The sequence below is a fragment of the Pseudomonas azadiae genome (assembly GCF_019145355.1).
Taxonomy (GTDB): Bacteria; Pseudomonadota; Gammaproteobacteria; order Pseudomonadales; family Pseudomonadaceae; genus Aquipseudomonas; species Aquipseudomonas azadiae.
This window is the reverse complement of record NZ_JAHSTY010000001.1, coordinates 2,625,656-2,642,120: the sequence shown is the minus strand read 5'-3', so window position 1 is coordinate 2,642,120 and position 16,465 is coordinate 2,625,656. Positions and strand designations below refer to the sequence as shown.

The following is a 16,465-nucleotide window of genomic DNA, read 5'->3' as shown; positions in this document are numbered from 1 at the left end:
TACTCAGCCTTGCTAGCGTTATGCTACCTGGCAACCGAATGTGAGGAATGAACTGTGAAAGCGTGGATCCTGTTGATGCTGGCCCTGACCTTGCCGATGGCGGCCCAGGCCGAAGAAGCCAAAGAGGGCGAGGCGCCGAAGGTCAGCTATATCAGCCTGAGCCCGCCGTTCGTGGGTAACTACGGGCTCGATGGCACGGCAAAACTCAAGGTGTTCAAGGCCGACATCGCTCTGCGCGTGACTGGCACCGAAGCGGCTGCCGCGGTCAAGGCCAACGACGCGTTGATCCGTAACCAATTGGTGGCGTTGTTTACCCAGCAGACCACCGACGCAATGAGCACGGTCGAAGGCAAAGAGAAGCTGCGCCAGGAAGCCCTGAAGCAGACTCAGCAAGTCATGAATGACGAGACCGGCAAGCCTGTGGTGGAAGATCTGCTGTTCAACAACCTGATCATTCAGTAACCGGCGTCGTCGCTCCCCAGATCCTCAGCAAGGCCGCGGTAAAGTCGGGTTCAAGTACGCGGTTACCATGGCCACTGAGGTGGTTGGAATCAAAAAACAGCGGTTTGCCGTTTGCATCGTAGGCTGAACAGATCGGACCAGGGCACAGCAGCAGCAACGGGTCCCAGGTGTGCAAGGCCTGATAGCGCGCCTGCAACTGCTCCAGCAACAGCATTTGTGGCGCACGGAGCCGCTCAAGCTGGTCACGCGCCATGGTCAGGCCGGGCGCGCACACCGGGTTCATGCGGTTGAACCAGTCCGAGCAGCGGTTGGGCGCGCTCTTGAACAGAGGTTTTGGCGCATCGATAAGAATGTTGAGCCTTGCCGCCTGCAAGCGGCTCAACAGCGTGTCGGCGGCGATTCGCGCCGCTTCGATGTTCTCGGCCGTCAGTTCGCCCAGCGCCTGGTCGACCATGGCCGCCTCGCCTTCGCGCCACTCGCGTCCGGCCAGTTCGGGCATGCGCAGCGAGGCAAGGAAAACCACGTCACCCGGCTTGGCGCGGGCTTCGATCTGCTTGAATTGGGCTTCCCGTGTCGCTGCGCAGCGTGCAGGGTCGGGGCCGATAAGGCTGACGACGCTGCAACCGCCTTGTTCGTATTCAATCACCTTGATCCCCAGCTTGAGCTCGATCGATTTGAGCAGGGTGCGGTAGGCCGCCGTATGGGAGTCGCCGATGACGAACAGTTGCCTGTCCTTCAGGCGCGGGTCGTCGACGGTATCGAAATCTTCCTGGGGATAATGTTTGTAGGCATACCAGGTGTAGCTGTCGCGGGTCTGGCTGAGCGACAGCACGGAGGAATTGGCCGACACCCACTGCGCGCCCAGCCACATCAGGCCGGCAATGCCCAGGCTGCTCACCAACGTGAGCCAGGCATGGCGCTGCACAACCGATTTGCCGCTGCGGATCGGCGTTTCTACCCAATGGTAGGAAGCCGCGGCGAGCAGACCCACCAACACGGGGTAGAGCAGTTGCACCGCCAGCAGCTCGAGCCCGACGGTCCAGCGCAGGAGCACGATGACCGGCCAGTGCCACAGGTACAACGAGTAGGACAATCGACCGATGTAGGTGGCCAGCGGGTGTTGCAGCGCGCGCTGCAATAGGCCCGGGGCGCTGTCGGCACGCAATACAATCCCGGCGATCATCAACAGCGAGCCTGCCACGGTGACGATTGCCCACGGAAAGGGGAACTGCCTGGGGTTGGCGAACAGAAAGCCGGTCAGTACCAGGCCGAGGCCGACTGCGAGCATGGCCGGTGCCAGGCGATTGAGCCGGGGCGTTGCATTGCGCGTGCCGAGGGCTTGAAACAGGATCGCCCCGGCGGCCAGCTCCCAGAAGCGCCCAGGCAGCAGATAGAACGCCGACAGCGGCGCTGCGTTTACCTGATAGACGCCGATAATCAGCGAAGCAATGGCCAACAACGGCAGCACCGTCCACATGAGTACCGACTTTTGTCGGCAGCGCAGCCACATAAAAAACAGGGCGGGGAATAGCACATAGAACTGTTCTTCGACGCCAAGAGACCAGGTATGCAGGTAAGGATTGAGTTCCGCGCTGGGGGAGAAGTAGGTGTCGGTGTTCCAGGCCAGCACTATATTGCTCAGGCCAAAGAATGCTGCCAGGCCCGTGCGATTGATCAGCTCGCTGAGCCAGAACTGCGGCATGAACATCGCCGACAGCACAAAGCTCACACACAGCACGGTCAGCAGCGCCGGCATGATGCGCAGCAGGCGACGCCGGTAGAAGTCCGCGAGGTAGCAGCCGAAGGCCAGATCGCGACGCTCCCACAATGACAGGCTGATCACATACCCGGAAATCACGAAGAACATGTCTACGCCGGTGAAACCACCGGGCAGCAGGCTGAACGCGTCCAGGTGGAACACGATGACGCTGAGCACCGCCATCGCACGCATGCCGTCGATGGCAGGTTGGTAAGTGCTGGTGAGCCGGGGCACGCGAGCTTCCCTCCGACGGGCAAAACCCGGATTCTGCCAAAGCTCGCCCCAGGCGGCGACTGACCGTTCGGACAGGTGTGCTTCCAGGTGTTTCCCTGGCAGGTCAACGCAGCGCCAGCACCGCTGCCCATTGTTCAGGGGTGACCGGCATCACCGACAACCGACTGCCTTTTTGCACCAGGGACAACTCGGCGAGGGCGGTCTGCTGCTTCAGGTAGCCCAGGCCCAGCACCTTTGCAAAGGTCTGGACATGGGCGACGTGGATTGCGCTCCATGGATTTTTTTCCGGGCTGGCCTTGGCATCGAAGTAGTGGCTTTCTGGTTCCAGCGCGGTGGGATCCGGATAGGCCGCCTGGATGATTTTGCCGATGCCGGCGATGCCTGGCTCGGGGCAGCTGGAGTGGTAGAAGAAAAACTCGTCCCCCACCGTCATGGCCCGAAGAAAGTTGCGCGCCTGATAGTTGCGCACCCCGTCCCAGCGGGCTTCGCCAAGCTTTTCCAGGTTGTTGATAGAGAGCTCGTCGGGCTCGGATTTCATCAGCCAGTAGGCCATTTTCGGGCTCCTGAAAAAGGCAGTGGGCAAGTTGTCGGGCAATATGATGACAAACCGACAGTCGGTTGGCGCCAAGGTTTGCGTGTTGGTTCGCGTTACCGCAGAATGCCCGCTTTTAAAGCTTGACGCAGCTGCAACGGACTACATTGGAACGTTGTTGTCATCGTGTACGAGATGCCTGAAGGGGGGCAATCGATGCAACGTAAACCGGATTTACTATGGATTTTGGTTATTTTGTTTGGTCTGGGCGTCGTGACCACCGGCTATGCGCAAAGCTTGTGGTCCAATAAGACCGATGCGCCTGTTGAACTGTCACCCGTACAACAGCAATTCAAGCGCTGACACAGCTTCAAGGCGCCGCTGATTCCAGTGGCGTCTCTGCGATATACCACTGCTTATCCGTGACGGTGCCAGCCAGCGGCACATCCCAACTTGCCTGCACCAATCGATCGACTTTCTGGCATTCATGGGCCAGGCCCAGCAGTGTCGGCTTGCGCCAGCTCCGGCGCCGCGCCAGGTAAGCCAGGCTGCGATCGTAAAACCCGCCGCCCATGCCCAGCCGTCCGCCGGCCTCATCGAACCCCACCAACGGCAGCAGCACCAGGTCGAGCGCCCACACCTTGCGTTGGCGGCTGATATTCACCCGAGGCTCCAGGATGCGAAAACGGTTGGGCAGCAGCTTCTCCCCAGGCCTCACGCGTTGGAATACCATCTTGGTCCGTGGCCAGGCGCTGAGTACCGGCAGGTAGGTGGCCTTGCCACGACGCTGGGCGGCACGCAGCAGCAGGCGCGGATCGATTTCACCGTCCGTCGGCAGATACAGGGAAATATGTTTGGCCCGGCGAAACAGCGGGTGCTGTGCCAGTTGCCGATACAGGCCTTGGGCGGCCTTGCGCTGCTCGCTCGGCGTGAGGGCGCGGCGGGCGTTGCGCAACATGCGTCGAAGTTGCGGACGGGAAAGCGGCGCAGGTTCGGTCATGGTTTGGGCTCATAAAACAATGCCAGTCCGAGGACTGGCATTGAGTTTGGGAATTCAGGCTCCCCGACAGAACCGCTGTCGACTTAGCCCTTGAACCCGAAAGTTCAAGGTGGAAGAAGCAGTAGGCTTTAAGGCTTTCCGTCTAGCGGACATGCACACCAGCCCAACGTGCAACTTCCAGGGTAGTGCGAATCGGCTCCGGGACATCGCCGACTGGCAAGCACGCCAGGGAGTGAGGCGAGTATACCTTAAACAGTCGCGGCAATCAGCCCTTGGGTGCGTCCGAATCACTGGAAAGCACCAGATCAACCCGCTCGAGCAGGTCACGCACTTGCTCACGCGTCGAGCCGCTGGCCTGCACGTCAGGGCGTTCCTGCTTATGCAGAAGGTCGTGAGTAATATTCAGTGCGGCCATCACGGCGATGCGATCGGCCCCGATCACTTTGCCGCTGCTGCGGATTTCACGCATCTTGCCATCCAGGTAGCGGGCGGCGCTCACCAGGTTGCTGCGCTCTTCCTGGGGGCAGATGATCGAATACTCTTTATCGAGGATCTGCACGGTGACGCTATTGCTTGAACTCATGAGTCTTGCTCCAGGGCCTTCAGGCGCGAAATCATCGATTCGACCTTACGCCGGGCGATTTCGTTTTTTTCAATGAGGTGAGCGCGTTCCTCGCGCCAGGTCTTTTCCTGAGCTAATAGGAGTCCGTTTTGACTCTTTAGTTGCTCGACCCGGGTAATTAGCAATTCGAGTCTGGCCATCAGCGCTTGCAGGTCGGTGTCTTCCATTGGGTTCCACTGGATTTGTCTGATGAATGGCAACTGCAGGATAAACGATCTGACGCCCTTGATAGTCTTGGTACGTCTGCCGGTGCTAGGATACAGCGCTCCATTCTAGACATTGCGCCGTCTGGCGCCTAGCTCACCATGCCTATTCAGAACTCCCCGTACGACGCTTTTTCCAAACTGCTGAGCACCAGCGGCCACCCCTGCTCGCCTGCCGAACTGCACGGCGTGTTGCTGGGCCGCAGCTGCACCGGCGTTGGCTTTGATGCCGACAATTGGCTGGCCGACGTGGCCGAGCTGCTGGAGACCGAACCCACCGAAAACGTGCGTAATGCACTGATAGGCCTGCAGGAAATGGTCAAAGGCGAGCTGACCGGCGACGATGTCACCGTGGTCCTGCTGCTGCCCACCGACGACGCCCCTCTCACCGAGCGCGCCGCGGCCCTGGGCCAGTGGTGCCAAGGCTTCCTCCATGGCTTTGGCGTCAACGCCGGCGGCCTGGAGCTGAGCACCGACGCCAAGGAAGTGTTGCAGGACCTGGCCGCCATCTCCCAAGTGCAAGATGCCCTGGAAGAATCCGAAGACGGCGAAGGCGACTACATGGAAGTGATGGAGTACCTGCGCGTCGCGCCGTTGCTGCTGTTCACCGAGACCAGGAAGTCCGCCGAACCTGCTGCGCCCAAGCCGTCGCTGCACTGAAAAAGGAAGCCCGTCTGCCCATGATCCATATCCCCAGAGCGGAATACACGCGGCGCCGCAAGGCGCTGATGGCGCAGATGGTACCCAACAGCATCGCGATCCTGCCGGCCGCTGCTGTGGCGATCCGCAACCGTGATGTCGAGCATGTGTACCGCCAGGACAGCGATTTCCAGTACCTGAGCGGGTTCCCGGAACCTGCGGCGGTGATCGTGCTGATGCCCGGTCGCCAGCACGGCGAGTACGTGCTGTTCTGCCGCGAGCGCAACGCCGAACGCGAACTGTGGGACGGCCTGCGCGCCGGCACCGAAGGCGCGATCCGCGACTTTGGCGCTGACGATGCCTTCCCCATCACCGATATCGACGACATCCTGCCCGGCTTGATCGAAGGCCGTGACCGGGTGTATTCGGCCATGGGCAGCAACGCGGAATTCGATCGACACCTGATGGAGTGGATCAACGTGATCCGCTCCAAAGCGCACCTTGGCGCGCAGCCGCCCAACGAATTCGTTGCCCTGGATCATCTGCTCCACGACATGCGCCTGTATAAATCGGCGGCCGAGCTGAAAGTGATGCGCGAGGCGGCGCGGATCTCCTGCGCGGCCCACGTAAAGGCGATGCAGGCCAGCCGCGCCGGTTTGCACGAGTTCAGCCTGGAAGCCGAGCTGGATTACGAGTTCCGTAAAGGCGGCGCTAAAATGCCGGCCTATGGCTCCATCGTTGCCGCCGGGCGCAACAGCTGCATCCTGCATTACCAGCGCAATGACGCGCTGCTCAAGGACGGGGACCTGGTGCTGATCGACGCCGGTTGCGAAATAGACTGTTACGCCAGCGACATCACCCGCACCTGGCCGGTGAATGGCAAGTTTTCACCCGAACAGAAGGCGATCTACGAGATTGTGCTGGCTTCTCAGGAAGCCGCCTTCGCCCAGATCGGCCCTGACAAGCATTGGAACCAGGCCCATGAGGCGACCGTGCAAGTCATCACCGCCGGCTTGGTGAGACTTGGGCTGCTGCAAGGTGACGTCGACGAGCTGATCGCCAGCGAAGCCTATAAAACCTTCTACATGCACCGCGCCGGCCACTGGCTTGGCATGGATGTGCATGATGTGGGCGAGTACAAAGTGGGCGGTGAATGGCGTGTGCTGGAGGTCGGCATGGCATTGACCGTGGAGCCGGGTATCTACATCTCGCCGGACAACCTGAACGTGGCAAAGAAATGGCGTGGCATTGGCGTACGCATCGAGGACGACGTGGTGGTGACCAAGCAAGGCTGTGAAATCCTGACCCGCGGCGTGCCCAAGACCGTCGCCGAGATCGAAGCACTGATGGCGGCTGCCCGATGAGCCGAGTCAACCTGGCGATTATCGGTGGCGGCCTGGTGGGCGCCAGCCTGGCGCTGGCGTTGCAGGCCGGGGCCAAGGCGCGGGGCTGGAAGATCATGCTGATCGAGCCCTTCGCGCCGGGTGACAGCTACCAGCCTAGCTATGATGCGCGTTCTTCGGCGCTGTCCTTTGGTGCCCGGCAGATCTATCAGCGCCTGGGCCTGTGGCAGGATATTTCCCGCCGCGCCGAGCCGATCAAGCAGATCCATGTGTCCGACCGCGGGCGTTTCTCTACCGCGCGTCTGTCAGCCATGGAGGAGGGTGTGCCGGCCCTCGGTTATGTGGTTGAAAACGCCTGGCTGGGCCAATGCCTCTGGCAAGGTCTGGACAGGGACGTGGTCAGTTGGCGCTGCCCGGCGGAAGTCACGCGCATGGAGCCGCTGCCGGATGGCTATCGCCTGACGCTCAACGATGAAACCGTACTGGACTGCGACCTCGCGGTGCTGGCCGACGGCGGCCGCTCCGGCCTGCGCGAACAACTGGGCATCGGTGTAAAGACCCGCCCGTATAACCAGAGCGCATTGATCGCCAACATCACCCCCAGCGAAGCCCATAACGGTGAAGCGTTCGAGCGTTTCACCGATCAGGGCCCGATGGCGCTGCTGCCGCTGCCGGACAACCGCTGCGCGCTGGTGTGGACACGCATCGGCATGGACGCCCAGCGCCTGGCCAACCTGGATGAACGTAGCTTCTTGAAGCAATTGCAGGACGTGTTCGGTTACCGCCTGGGCACCCTGAAGCAAGTCGGCGCCCGCCACTTGTACCCGCTGACCTTGGTGGAAGCCGAGGAGCAAGTGCGCTCGCACCTGGCGATCCTGGGCAATGCGGCCCACAGCCTGCATCCGATTGCCGGGCAGGGCTTCAATTTGTCCCTGCGCGATGCGAATGCCTTGGCCGAAGCCTTGCTGGCCGGGCCGACGGTGCCCGGCGACCTGGCGACCTTGCAGGCCTATAGGGAGCGCCAGCACATGGACCAAAAACTGACCGTGGGGTTTTCCGACCAAGTCACGCGCCTGTTCGGCAGTGCGCAACCGCTGGTAGCGATGGGCCGCAACATGGGCCTGCTGGGCCTGGACCTGTTGCCGCCGGCCAAACGCTGGTTCGCTCGTCAGGCCATGGGCCTGGGTACGCGTTCCGATGCGTAAGTGGCTGATCGAGCGCCTGGGCAAGGCGCGGTTGTTGCGTTGGATCATGACCCTCTATCCGCCATACCTGGGCGCCGGGGTCAGCGTGCAGCACATGAGCGCCGACTTTCGCCACGTCAAGGTGCGCATGGGCCTGGGCTGGTACAACCGCAACTATGTCGGCACGCAGTTCGGTGGCAGCCTGTATTCAATGGTCGACCCGTTCTACATGCTGATGCTGATGGAGAACCTGGGCCGCGACTACATCGTGTGGGACAAGGCGGCGAGTATCGACTTCATCTCGCCGGGCAAGGGCCCGGTGTTCGCCGAATTTTTCATCGACGAGGCCTTGCTCGATGAGGTGCGTCGGCAGACCGAAGGGGGCGAGAAATATTTGCCTCATCTCAAGGTCCAGATCCATGACGGCTCCGGCACCCTGGTGGCGCGGGTCGACAAAACCCTTTACGTGCGGCGCAAGCCGCCAGTGAGACAGGCTTAAAAGCATGGACATGCGCGCAGATGTGCTGATTGTCGGGGCCGGAATGGTCGGAAGCGCCCTGGCGCTGGCGTTGCAGGGCAGTGGCCTGCAAGTGCTGCTGCTCGACGGCAGCCCGCTGAGTGTCGCGCCGTACGACCGCGATGGCGCCTTTGAGCCACGGGTGAGCGCGTTGTCGGCCGCCAGCCAGCGCATCCTCGAGCGCCTGGGCGTGTGGGACGGCATCGTGTCGCGCCGCGCCAGCCCATACGGCCAGATGCAGGTGTGGGACGGCAGCGGCACCGGGCAGATCCACTTTTCGGCGGCCAGCGTGCACGCCGAAGTGCTGGGGCACATCGTCGAGAATCGCGTGGTTCAGGACGCCTTGCTTGAGCGCTTGCACGATTGCGATCTGGGACTTCTAGCCGACGCACGCCTGGAGCAGATGCGCCGTTCCGGCGATGAATGGTTGCTGACCCTGGCCGATGGCCGCAGGTTGCGCGCACCGCTGGTGGTGGCCGCCGATGGCGCCAACTCCGCCGTGCGCCGCCTGACCGGCACCGCGACCCGCGAATGGGATTACCTGCATAACGCCATTGTCACCAGCGTACGTACCAGCCAGCCGCACCAACGCACGGCATGGCAGCGGTTTACCGACACCGGCCCGCTGGCCTTTTTGCCGCTGGTGCGGGACGGGCAGGAAGATTGGTGCTCGATTGTCTGGTCGACCACCCCCGCCGAATCCGAACGCCTGATGGCGCTGCAGGACGAAAACTTCTGCCGCGAACTGGAGCGCGCCTTCGAAGGGCGGCTCGGTACGGTGCTGAGCGCCGACCCTCGCGTCTGTGTACCGTTGCGCCAGCGTCACGCCAAACGCTACGTGGCCGAAGGCCTGGCGTTGATCGGCGACGCGGCTCACGTCATCCATCCCTTGGCGGGGCAGGGCGTGAACCTGGGGTTCCTCGATGCTGCTGTGCTGGCCGAAGTGTTATTGGCCGCGACCGAGCGCGGCGAGCGCCTGGCGGATGTGAAAGTGCTGAGCCGCTACGAACGCCGACGCATGCCGCACAACCTGGCGTTGATGGCGGCGATGGAAGGTTTCGAGCGGCTGTTCCAGGCCGACCCATTGCCGCTGCGCTGGTTGCGCAATGCCGGCCTGAAGCTGGTCGACCAGATACCCGAAGCCAAGGCGGTGTTCGTGCGCCAGGCGCTGGGCCTGACCGGCGACCTCCCCGAACTCGCCAAACCCTGAATTTGAAACCTGATCCCTGTGGGAGCCGGGCTTGCCCGCGATGAGCATAGGTATCTACACAACTTTCAAAGGCTGACAAATCTCCTTGTAGTGAGCGGGCTTGTCCCGCGCTGGGTGGCGAAGCCGCCCCAATAAAGACACCGCGCAGTTTCAGATAAGCGCAATTCGCCTGGTTTGGGGCCGCTTCGCCACCCAGCACGGGACAAGCCCGCTCACTACAAAAATGTGTAGATACCTATGCCGCGATGAGGGCATAAGCGCGAAACGCAAATCCCGGCTATGCAACATCTGGTAACGCCTCCAGCAAGCGTTACCAAATGTGAGTCCCTATCATTTGCGCTCACTTTGCAAATGAGAGACCGCACCCATGTTGGCACCCAAGCGCCTCCTGACTGCCCTGGCAATTACCCTGATCGGCAGCACGACCGTGCAGGCCGCCGACGAAGTGGTGGTCTACTCCTCGCGCATCGACGAACTGATCAAGCCGGTATTTGACGCCTACACCCAAAAGACCGGCGTGCAGGTGAAGTTCATCACTGACAAGGAAGCCCCGCTGATGCAGCGCATCAAGGCCGAGGGCGAAAACGCCACCGCCGACCTGCTGCTCACCGTTGACGCCGGCAACCTCTGGCAGGCCGAGCAAATGGGTATCCTGCAGCCGTTCACCTCCGCGGTCATTGACAAGAACATCCCCCTGCAATATCGCTCCTCACAGCATGCCTGGACCGGCTTGAGCCTGCGCGCGCGGACCATCGCCTATTCCACCGACCGGGTAAAGCCGGGGGATCTCACGACTTACGAAGCCCTGGCCGACAAGCAGTGGGAAGGCCGCCTGTGCCTGCGCACGGCGAAGAAGGTCTACAACCAGTCGCTGACCGCGACCCTGATCGAAACCCATGGCGCGGCCAAGACCGAAGAAATCGTCAAAGGCTGGGTCAACAACCTGTCCACCGACGTGTTCTCGGATGACGTGGCCGTGCTTGAAGCCATCAACGCAGGCCAGTGTGACGTGGGCATCGTTAACACCTACTACTACGGGCGCCTGCACAAGCAGAAGCCGGATCTGGCGGTAAAGCTGTTCTGGCCGAACCAGGGCGACCGTGGCGTGCACGTGAACCTGTCGGGCATCGGCCTGACCAAGCACGCGCCGCATCCGGAAGCGGCCAAGGCGCTGGTGGAATGGATGACCACCCCGCAGGCACAGAAAATCTTTGCCGATGTGAACCAGGAATTCCCGGCCAACCCGGCCGTAGCGCCATCGGCGGAAGTGGCGAGCTGGGGCAAGTTCGTGGCGGACACCTTGCCGGTGGAAGTGGCGGGCAAGCGCCAGGCTGAGGCGATTCGCTTGATGGATCGTGCGGGCTGGAACTGAGTACAATCTCCAAGACACCGCAGGGCTAAATGTGGGAGCGGGCTTGCTCGCGAAGGCGTCGGGTCAGTCAATACATCTGTGACTGACACACCGCTTTCGCGAGCAAGCCCGCTCCCACATTGGTTAGCGACGGCTTCAAAATCCTTATTTTTCTGAGAGCTTCTCCTTGGCCCACCCCGCCCAACGCCGCTGGTACCTGCCGGTCTTCACCGTCGCTGCCCTGGTGCTGCTGCCGCTGAGCGTGCTATTGCTGTCCTGGCAAACCATCGATGCGCAAATCTGGTCCCACCTGTGGGAAACCCAGATGCCGCGCCTGCTGGGCAACACCCTGACCCTGGTGTTAGGCGTCGGTGCCGGCGTGACCTTGCTGGGCGTCAGCCTGGCCTGGCTGACCAGCCTCTGCGAATTCCCCGGCCGGCGCTGGCTGGATTGGGCGTTAATGTTGCCGTTCGCGATTCCAGCCTACGTGCTGGCCTTTGTGTTTGTCGGCCTGCTGGACTTCGCAGGGCCCGTACAAACCTTGTTGCGTGAATGGTTCGGCACCGGCTTGAGGCTGCCCCGCGTGCGCTCCACCAGCGGCGTGATCATCGTCTTGGTGCTGGTGTTCTATCCCTACGTTTATCTATTGGCGCGCACGGCGTTCCTGGCCCAGGGCAAAGGCCTGATGGAAGCGGCACGGGTGCTGGGACAATCGCCATGGCGGGCGTTCTGGCACGTGGCCTTGCCCATGGCGCGGCCGGCGATTGGTGCCGGGGTGGCCTTGGCATTGATGGAGACCTTGGCGGATTTCGGTGCGGTCTCGGTGTTCAACTTCGATACCTTTACCACCGCCATTTACAAGACCTGGTACGGCTTCTTCAGTCTGTCCAGCGCAGCCCAGTTGGCCAGCTTGCTGCTGCTGGTGGTGATGCTGGTGTTGTATGGCGAGCGACGCGCCCGGGGCGCTAGCCGACCGAGCAATGAACGGCCGCGTGGCAAAGCGCTGTACCACCTGCGCGGGTTCAAGGCGGCAGCGGCCAGCGGCTGGTGTGGGTTGGTATTCGCCTGTGCCTTCGTCATTCCGGTACTGCAACTGGTTGCCTGGTTCTGGCAGCGCGGCCGCTTCGACCTGGATGAGCGTTATTCCGGCCTGATCGTCCACACGCTCTACCTTGGCGGCATCGCAGCCTTGATCACCGTCAGCGTCGCGCTGGTACTGGCCTTCTCCAATCGCCTGGCGCCGACACGGGCGATCCGCTCCGGCATCAGCCTGGCCAACGTCGGTTACGCCTTGCCGGGCTCGGTGCTCGCCGTGTCAATCATGCTGGCCTTCAGCTATTTGGACCGTGAACTGGTCGTGCCGCTGTCGGGCTGGCTCGGCGGTGCGGGCAAGCCCTTGCTGCTGGGCAGCCTGTCGGCGTTGGTGCTGGCGTACCTGGTGCGGTTTCTTGCGGTGGCCTACGGGCCGTTGGAGAACAGCCTGGCACGCATTCGTCCATCCTTGCCGGAAGCTGCGCGCAGTCTCGGCGTCAGCGGTCCACGACTGTTTTGCAAAGTGTATCTGCCGTTGCTGCTGCCTGGGACCTTGAGCGCAGCACTGCTGGTGTTTGTCGATGTGCTCAAGGAAATGCCCGCCACCTTGCTGATGCGCCCGTTCGGTTGGGACACGCTGGCGGTGCGGATCTTTGAAATGACCAGCGAAGGCGAGTGGGCAAGGGCTTCTTTGCCGGCATTGACCCTGGTGTTGGTGGGCCTGTTGCCGGTGATCGGGCTGATCCGACGCTCCGCCAGGCAAATCGGTTAGGTGCCAGTCCTACGGCTTGCGGCTACAATGCGCGGCATTCGGTGTGGTCCGTCGTTCGGATCGAGTCGCTGGGCGTAGCTGCGGGCCTTGTTATTCAGGCGTTTGGCACGAACGGCATGCTGCGCACCTTCGCCACGCCCGGAAGGAGAAACCCATGGGACAGCGTACGCCTCTGTATGACCTGCATCTCGCCCTCGGCGCGAAAATGGTCGATTTTGGCGGTTGGGATATGCCTCTGCACTACGGCTCGCAAGTTGAAGAGCACCATCAGGTGCGACGCGACTGCGGGGTGTTTGATGTATCCCATATGACCGTGATCGATGTCACCGGCCCCCAGGCCAAGGAATGGCTACAGCGCCTGCTGGCCAATGATGTCGAGCGCCTGCAAGACTGCGGCCGTGCGCTGTACAGCGCAATGCTCAACGAGAAGGGCGGCGTAGTGGACGACATGATCGTCTACCGCACCGAGGCCGCTTATCGCCTGGTGGTCAATGCGGCCACCCGCGACCAGGACATGGCCTGGATGCATGCGCAATTGGGCACCTACCAGGTGCAATTGCATGAACGGTCCGAGTTGGCCATGTTGGCCATTCAAGGCCCCCATGCCCGGCAAAAAATTGCCGAGCTGGTCACCCAGTCCCGTGGCACCCTGATTCACCAGCTCAAACCCTTCGAAGGCCACGCCGATGGCGATTGGTTTATCGCGCGCACGGGTTACACCGGCGAAGATGGCCTGGAGATTGTCTTGCCGGCCGAACAGGCGCCGGGTTTCTTCAACGACCTGGTGGGTGCCGGTATTTCCCCCATCGGCCTCGGCGCCCGCGATACCCTGCGCTTGGAAGCGGGCATGAACCTGTACGGCCAGGATATCCACCAGGAGGTGTCGCCCCTGGCCTCGAACATGGCCTGGAGCATCGCCTGGGAGCCTGCCGAACGTGATTTCATTGGGCGCGCTGCGCTGGAAGCGGAAAAAACAGCGGGCGTGCAATTCAAACTGGTCGGGCTGGTGCTGGAAGAACGCGGGGTTTTACGCGCTCACCAAGTGGTTCGTATCGCCAATATTGGCGAAGGGGAGATCACCAGTGGTAGTTTCTCTCCTACGCTGAGCAAATCGATTGCCCTGGCGCGTGTACCGACGGCAACCGCCGACCGGGCCGAAGTGGAAATCCGCGGCAAGTGGTACCCGGTTCGAGTGGTCAAACCGACCTTCGTGCGCCATGGAAAAACCTTGATCTAACCTTCCGGCAGGCCGATGGCCGCTGACACTTTTTCTTGAGGACACAGACTATGAGCGATATCCCTGCCGACCTGCGTTTTGCCGAAAGCCACGAATGGGCCCGTCTGGAAGCCGACGGCACTGTGACCGTCGGAATTTCCGACCACGCTCAGGAAGCCTTGGGCGATGTGGTATTTGTTGAGCTGGCCGAAGTCGGCGCCACGTTCGAGGCTCAAGGCCAGGCTGGCGTAGTTGAGTCGGTTAAGGCCGCTTCGGATATTTACTCGCCGGTAGCTGGCGAAGTGATTGCCGTCAACGAGGAGCTCAGTGGTAGCCCTGAGTTGCTGAACTCGGACCCGTACGGTGCGTGGATCTTCAAGCTCAAGCCAAGCAACGCGGCTGAACTGGACAAGCTGCTGGATGCTGCTGGTTACAAAGCCGCTATCGGCGAGTAAACGCACCTAGCTGGAGCAGCACAAACCAGTGTGGGAGCTGGCTTGCCTGCGATGCAGACGCCTCGGTGTATCAGTGATACCCAGATGATGCAATCGCAGGCAAGCCAGCTCCCACATTGACTGCGGTGAGCCGGATTTTTCAGCTTACCTTCAAGACGGCTTTGACCGCCGCTACCGACCGCTCCACATCCGCCTCTGTCATCGCCGTAAACATCGGCAACGATACGATCAAACGCCCGACCCTCTCCGCCACCGGGAACATCCCCTCCTTGAATCCTTGCGCCCGATAAAGGCTGAGCAGGTGAATCGGCGGGTAGTGATAGCCAATGCCGACGCCGTGGGCCTGCATCTGCTCCATGAACGTGGCGCGGGCCGGTAGGCCGTCCTGACGCTCCGGCAGCACCAGTTGGAACAGGTGCCAGTTGCTGTTTTCGAAGTCGGCCGGCGGCAGTTGTGCGCCGTATTTTTCTTCGAAATCGCGGCCAAAACACTTGAAGTAGTGCTGCGCCAGGCCCCGGCGGTGAGCGGTGATCGTTTCGATATGGGCAAATTGCCCGAGGCCGATGGCCGCAGCGATGTCGGTCATGTTGAACTTGCCGCCCAGCACGTCCACGTCCAGGCCGTCGAAGCCGGTGCGGGTAACCCCCTGCAAGCGGTACTTTTCTGCCAGCCGGGCTTCTTCGGCATTGTTCAGCACCAGGCAACCGCCCTCGGACGAGGTGATGTTCTTGTTGGCCTGGAAACTGAACGATACAAAATCTCCCGTGGCGCCAATCCGTTCGCCATCCCAGCTGGAGCCCAGCGCCTGGGCGGCGTCCTCGATAATGCGCAGGTTGTACTTGTTGGCCAGCGCATACAGCATCGGCATGTCCACGGGCAGGCCGGCCAGGTACACCGGGATGATCGCCTTGGTGCGCGGCGTAATCGCGGCTTCCAGCTGGGCCAGGTCGATATTGCGAGTGACCGGGTCAATATCGGCAAATACCGGCGTGGCGCCCACTTCAAGGATCACATTGGCCGTGGCAACCCAGGAAATCGGCGTGGTGATGACTTCATCGCCCGGCCCGATGCCGGCAATGCGCAAGGCAATCTCCATGGTGCAGGTGCCCGAATTGAACGTGCGCACCGGCCGGCCACCAAAGTATTGCGACAACTGTGCCTCGAAGGCCTGCACCTTCGGCCCGCTGGTGATCCAGCCCGAGCGCAACACATCGCCAACCGCCGAGATAGTCGCTTCATCGATGGTGGGTTTGGAAAACGGCAGGAAGGGCTGTTGGCTCATGACGACGGAAGCATCCATTTCGAGTGGGCGATAAGTGAACGAAGTATCACTGCCGGCATGGTTGCACGGCGTGACTGAATATAGCCTGTCGCCTGTGAATGAATCGTCACCGTTCGGGCAAAATAGCCTTGGCTTCAATGCGTGCGACGCCCACGCCGGTCATACCGTGAGCCAACAACGGTGGGCTGATCGGGATGTCCTTTGTAGCCATCGAGCATCAAACGTTGGCTCTGCGCTTGCTGGCTGTTGACGTTAGTATTGAAGGGGGGCGAGTATAATTTGGAGGTCGAGTTGTTCGGCATCGTGTATTTCCCCTCCTGACGCCAGCCGTAGTCAAAAGCATAGACTGCCGCGAAAGGGGCGACGGATGACTTGACGTTGTCCGGGGCGTCCACCCATTCCGTCGCTTGAGGGCTGGTCAGCAGCGAACTGGAGAGGTCTTGGCGAGCCTTGTTGAATTTGGCTGAGTCGTACCAGTTTTCTGCCTGGGTGTAGGAAGACGCGAGCGCAGAGAGCACCAACGCGTAGACAATTTTTTGCATAAACAGTGATTCGCTTATGTGAAAGGAACCCCTAGCTTGTTGCCTGGCAAAATTAGGATCGATAGGATCTCTCGGCATCCATTTGGGAAAGTTCAAAGGCTTAGATAGTA

At 61.4% G+C, this 16,465-nt stretch carries 18 protein-coding genes and 1 other RNA gene; 11 read left to right on the top strand and 8 right to left on the bottom strand.

Annotation, left to right across the window (positions count from 1 at the left end):
- Positions 1-54 precede the first annotated feature (54 nt).
- Positions 55-462 (top strand): flagellar basal body-associated protein FliL, encoded by a 408-nt coding sequence (locus KVG91_RS12085; RefSeq protein ID WP_169377947.1) that lies wholly within the window; start codon positions 55-57, stop codon positions 460-462.
- Here KVG91_RS12085 and KVG91_RS12080 read toward each other — a convergent pair.
- Positions 452-2,455, bottom strand: coding sequence for an acyltransferase family protein (locus KVG91_RS12080; protein ID WP_318840855.1), 2,004 nt, complete (start codon positions 2,453-2,455; stop codon positions 452-454). The genes KVG91_RS12085 and KVG91_RS12080 overlap by 11 nt on opposite strands.
- Positions 2,456-2,558: 103 nt before the next feature.
- Positions 2,559-3,008 (bottom strand): EVE domain-containing protein, encoded by a 450-nt coding sequence (locus KVG91_RS12075; protein WP_169377946.1) that lies wholly within the window; start codon positions 3,006-3,008, stop codon positions 2,559-2,561.
- Positions 3,009-3,203: 195 nt separating this feature from the next.
- On the opposite strand from KVG91_RS12075, the gene KVG91_RS12070 reads away from it, so the two are divergent.
- Positions 3,204-3,350: a hypothetical protein gene (locus KVG91_RS12070; protein ID WP_015886446.1), complete on the top strand. Its 147-nt coding sequence runs from the start codon at positions 3,204-3,206 to the stop codon at positions 3,348-3,350.
- 7 nt (positions 3,351-3,357) lie between these two features.
- On the opposite strand, the gene KVG91_RS12065 is transcribed toward KVG91_RS12070, so the two are convergent.
- From KVG91_RS12065 to KVG91_RS12050, 4 genes are all read right to left on the bottom strand, one after another.
- Positions 3,358-3,987 (bottom strand): 5-formyltetrahydrofolate cyclo-ligase, encoded by a 630-nt coding sequence (locus KVG91_RS12065; RefSeq protein WP_169377945.1) that lies wholly within the window; start codon positions 3,985-3,987, stop codon positions 3,358-3,360.
- A 56-nt stretch (positions 3,988-4,043) separates the two neighbouring features.
- Positions 4,044-4,222, bottom strand: a non-coding RNA gene (ssrS, locus tag KVG91_RS12060) — 6S RNA.
- 30 nt (positions 4,223-4,252) lie between these two features.
- Positions 4,253-4,570, bottom strand: a complete 318-nt coding sequence (locus KVG91_RS12055; RefSeq protein WP_010207385.1) for a cell division protein ZapA — start codon at positions 4,568-4,570, stop codon at positions 4,253-4,255.
- Complete coding sequence (locus KVG91_RS12050; RefSeq protein WP_007982902.1) at positions 4,567-4,776, bottom strand: TIGR02449 family protein; 210 nt, start codon at positions 4,774-4,776, stop codon at positions 4,567-4,569. Before KVG91_RS12050 ends, KVG91_RS12055 begins: the two co-directional genes overlap by 4 nt.
- A gap of 138 nt (positions 4,777-4,914) precedes the next feature.
- On the opposite strand from KVG91_RS12050, the gene KVG91_RS12045 reads away from it, so the two are divergent.
- The 9 genes from KVG91_RS12045 (at position 4,915) to gcvH (ending at position 14,531) form a co-directional block, all read left to right on the top strand.
- Positions 4,915-5,472, top strand: coding sequence for a YecA/YgfB family protein (locus KVG91_RS12045; RefSeq protein WP_076951965.1), 558 nt, complete (start codon positions 4,915-4,917; stop codon positions 5,470-5,472).
- A gap of 20 nt (positions 5,473-5,492) precedes the next feature.
- Positions 5,493-6,815: a Xaa-Pro aminopeptidase gene (gene pepP, locus KVG91_RS12040; RefSeq protein ID WP_169377944.1), complete on the top strand. Its 1,323-nt coding sequence runs from the start codon at positions 5,493-5,495 to the stop codon at positions 6,813-6,815.
- The gene (ubiH, locus tag KVG91_RS12035; RefSeq protein WP_169377943.1) at positions 6,812-7,999 is read left to right on the top strand and encodes a 2-octaprenyl-6-methoxyphenyl hydroxylase; all 1,188 of its coding nucleotides are present in this window, start codon (positions 6,812-6,814) and stop codon (positions 7,997-7,999) included. The genes pepP and ubiH overlap by 4 nt, the downstream gene beginning before the upstream one ends.
- A complete protein-coding gene (locus tag KVG91_RS12030; RefSeq protein WP_169377942.1) occupies positions 7,992-8,477 on the top strand; it encodes a DUF4442 domain-containing protein in 486 nt (161 codons plus the stop codon). Before ubiH ends, KVG91_RS12030 begins: the two co-directional genes overlap by 8 nt.
- A gap of 10 nt (positions 8,478-8,487) precedes the next feature.
- Entirely contained in the window at positions 8,488-9,705 is a 1,218-nt protein-coding gene (locus KVG91_RS12025) for a 2-octaprenyl-3-methyl-6-methoxy-1,4-benzoquinol hydroxylase (protein ID WP_169377969.1), read from the top strand.
- A 367-nt stretch (positions 9,706-10,072) separates the two neighbouring features.
- Positions 10,073-11,077: an extracellular solute-binding protein gene (locus KVG91_RS12020; RefSeq protein ID WP_169376975.1), complete on the top strand. Its 1,005-nt coding sequence runs from the start codon at positions 10,073-10,075 to the stop codon at positions 11,075-11,077.
- A 166-nt stretch (positions 11,078-11,243) separates the two neighbouring features.
- Positions 11,244-12,860: an ABC transporter permease gene (locus tag KVG91_RS12015; protein ID WP_169376974.1), complete on the top strand. Its 1,617-nt coding sequence runs from the start codon at positions 11,244-11,246 to the stop codon at positions 12,858-12,860.
- Positions 12,861-13,014: 154 nt separating this feature from the next.
- A complete protein-coding gene (gcvT, locus tag KVG91_RS12010) occupies positions 13,015-14,097 on the top strand; it encodes a glycine cleavage system aminomethyltransferase GcvT (RefSeq protein ID WP_169376973.1) in 1,083 nt (360 codons plus the stop codon).
- A gap of 50 nt (positions 14,098-14,147) precedes the next feature.
- A complete protein-coding gene (gcvH, locus tag KVG91_RS12005; RefSeq protein WP_169376972.1) occupies positions 14,148-14,531 on the top strand; it encodes a glycine cleavage system protein GcvH in 384 nt (127 codons plus the stop codon).
- 139 nt (positions 14,532-14,670) lie between these two features.
- On the opposite strand, the gene KVG91_RS12000 is transcribed toward gcvH, so the two are convergent.
- Complete coding sequence (locus KVG91_RS12000) at positions 14,671-15,813, bottom strand: DegT/DnrJ/EryC1/StrS family aminotransferase (protein ID WP_169376971.1); 1,143 nt, start codon at positions 15,811-15,813, stop codon at positions 14,671-14,673.
- A gap of 134 nt (positions 15,814-15,947) precedes the next feature.
- Complete coding sequence (locus tag KVG91_RS11995; protein ID WP_178115163.1) at positions 15,948-16,355, bottom strand: hypothetical protein; 408 nt, start codon at positions 16,353-16,355, stop codon at positions 15,948-15,950.
- Positions 16,356-16,465: the final 110 nt, after the last annotated feature.

What these genes read in the sequence shown, in the direction of transcription:
- KVG91_RS12075 (WP_169377946.1), bottom strand. Translation starts at nt 3,008, where the DNA reads ATGGCCTACTGGCTGATGAAATCCGAGCCCGACGAGCTCTCTATCAAC.
- KVG91_RS12070 (WP_015886446.1), top strand. Translation starts at nt 3,204, where the DNA reads ATGCAACGTAAACCGGATTTACTATGGATTTTGGTTATTTTGTTTGGT.
- KVG91_RS12065 (WP_169377945.1), bottom strand. Translation starts at nt 3,987, where the DNA reads ATGACCGAACCTGCGCCGCTTTCCCGTCCGCAACTTCGACGCATGTTG.
- KVG91_RS12055 (WP_010207385.1), bottom strand. Translation starts at nt 4,570, where the DNA reads ATGAGTTCAAGCAATAGCGTCACCGTGCAGATCCTCGATAAAGAGTAT.
- KVG91_RS12050 (WP_007982902.1), bottom strand. Translation starts at nt 4,776, where the DNA reads ATGGAAGACACCGACCTGCAAGCGCTGATGGCCAGACTCGAATTGCTA.
- KVG91_RS12045 (WP_076951965.1), top strand. Translation starts at nt 4,915, where the DNA reads ATGCCTATTCAGAACTCCCCGTACGACGCTTTTTCCAAACTGCTGAGC.
- pepP (WP_169377944.1), top strand. Translation starts at nt 5,493, where the DNA reads ATGATCCATATCCCCAGAGCGGAATACACGCGGCGCCGCAAGGCGCTG.
- ubiH (WP_169377943.1), top strand. Translation starts at nt 6,812, where the DNA reads ATGAGCCGAGTCAACCTGGCGATTATCGGTGGCGGCCTGGTGGGCGCC.
- KVG91_RS12030 (WP_169377942.1), top strand. Translation starts at nt 7,992, where the DNA reads ATGCGTAAGTGGCTGATCGAGCGCCTGGGCAAGGCGCGGTTGTTGCGT.
- KVG91_RS12025 (WP_169377969.1), top strand. Translation starts at nt 8,488, where the DNA reads ATGCGCGCAGATGTGCTGATTGTCGGGGCCGGAATGGTCGGAAGCGCC.
- KVG91_RS12020 (WP_169376975.1), top strand. Translation starts at nt 10,073, where the DNA reads ATGTTGGCACCCAAGCGCCTCCTGACTGCCCTGGCAATTACCCTGATC.
- gcvT (WP_169376973.1), top strand. Translation starts at nt 13,015, where the DNA reads ATGGGACAGCGTACGCCTCTGTATGACCTGCATCTCGCCCTCGGCGCG.
- gcvH (WP_169376972.1), top strand. Translation starts at nt 14,148, where the DNA reads ATGAGCGATATCCCTGCCGACCTGCGTTTTGCCGAAAGCCACGAATGG.
- KVG91_RS12000 (WP_169376971.1), bottom strand. Translation starts at nt 15,813, where the DNA reads ATGAGCCAACAGCCCTTCCTGCCGTTTTCCAAACCCACCATCGATGAA.
- KVG91_RS11995 (WP_178115163.1), bottom strand. Translation starts at nt 16,355, where the DNA reads ATGCAAAAAATTGTCTACGCGTTGGTGCTCTCTGCGCTCGCGTCTTCC.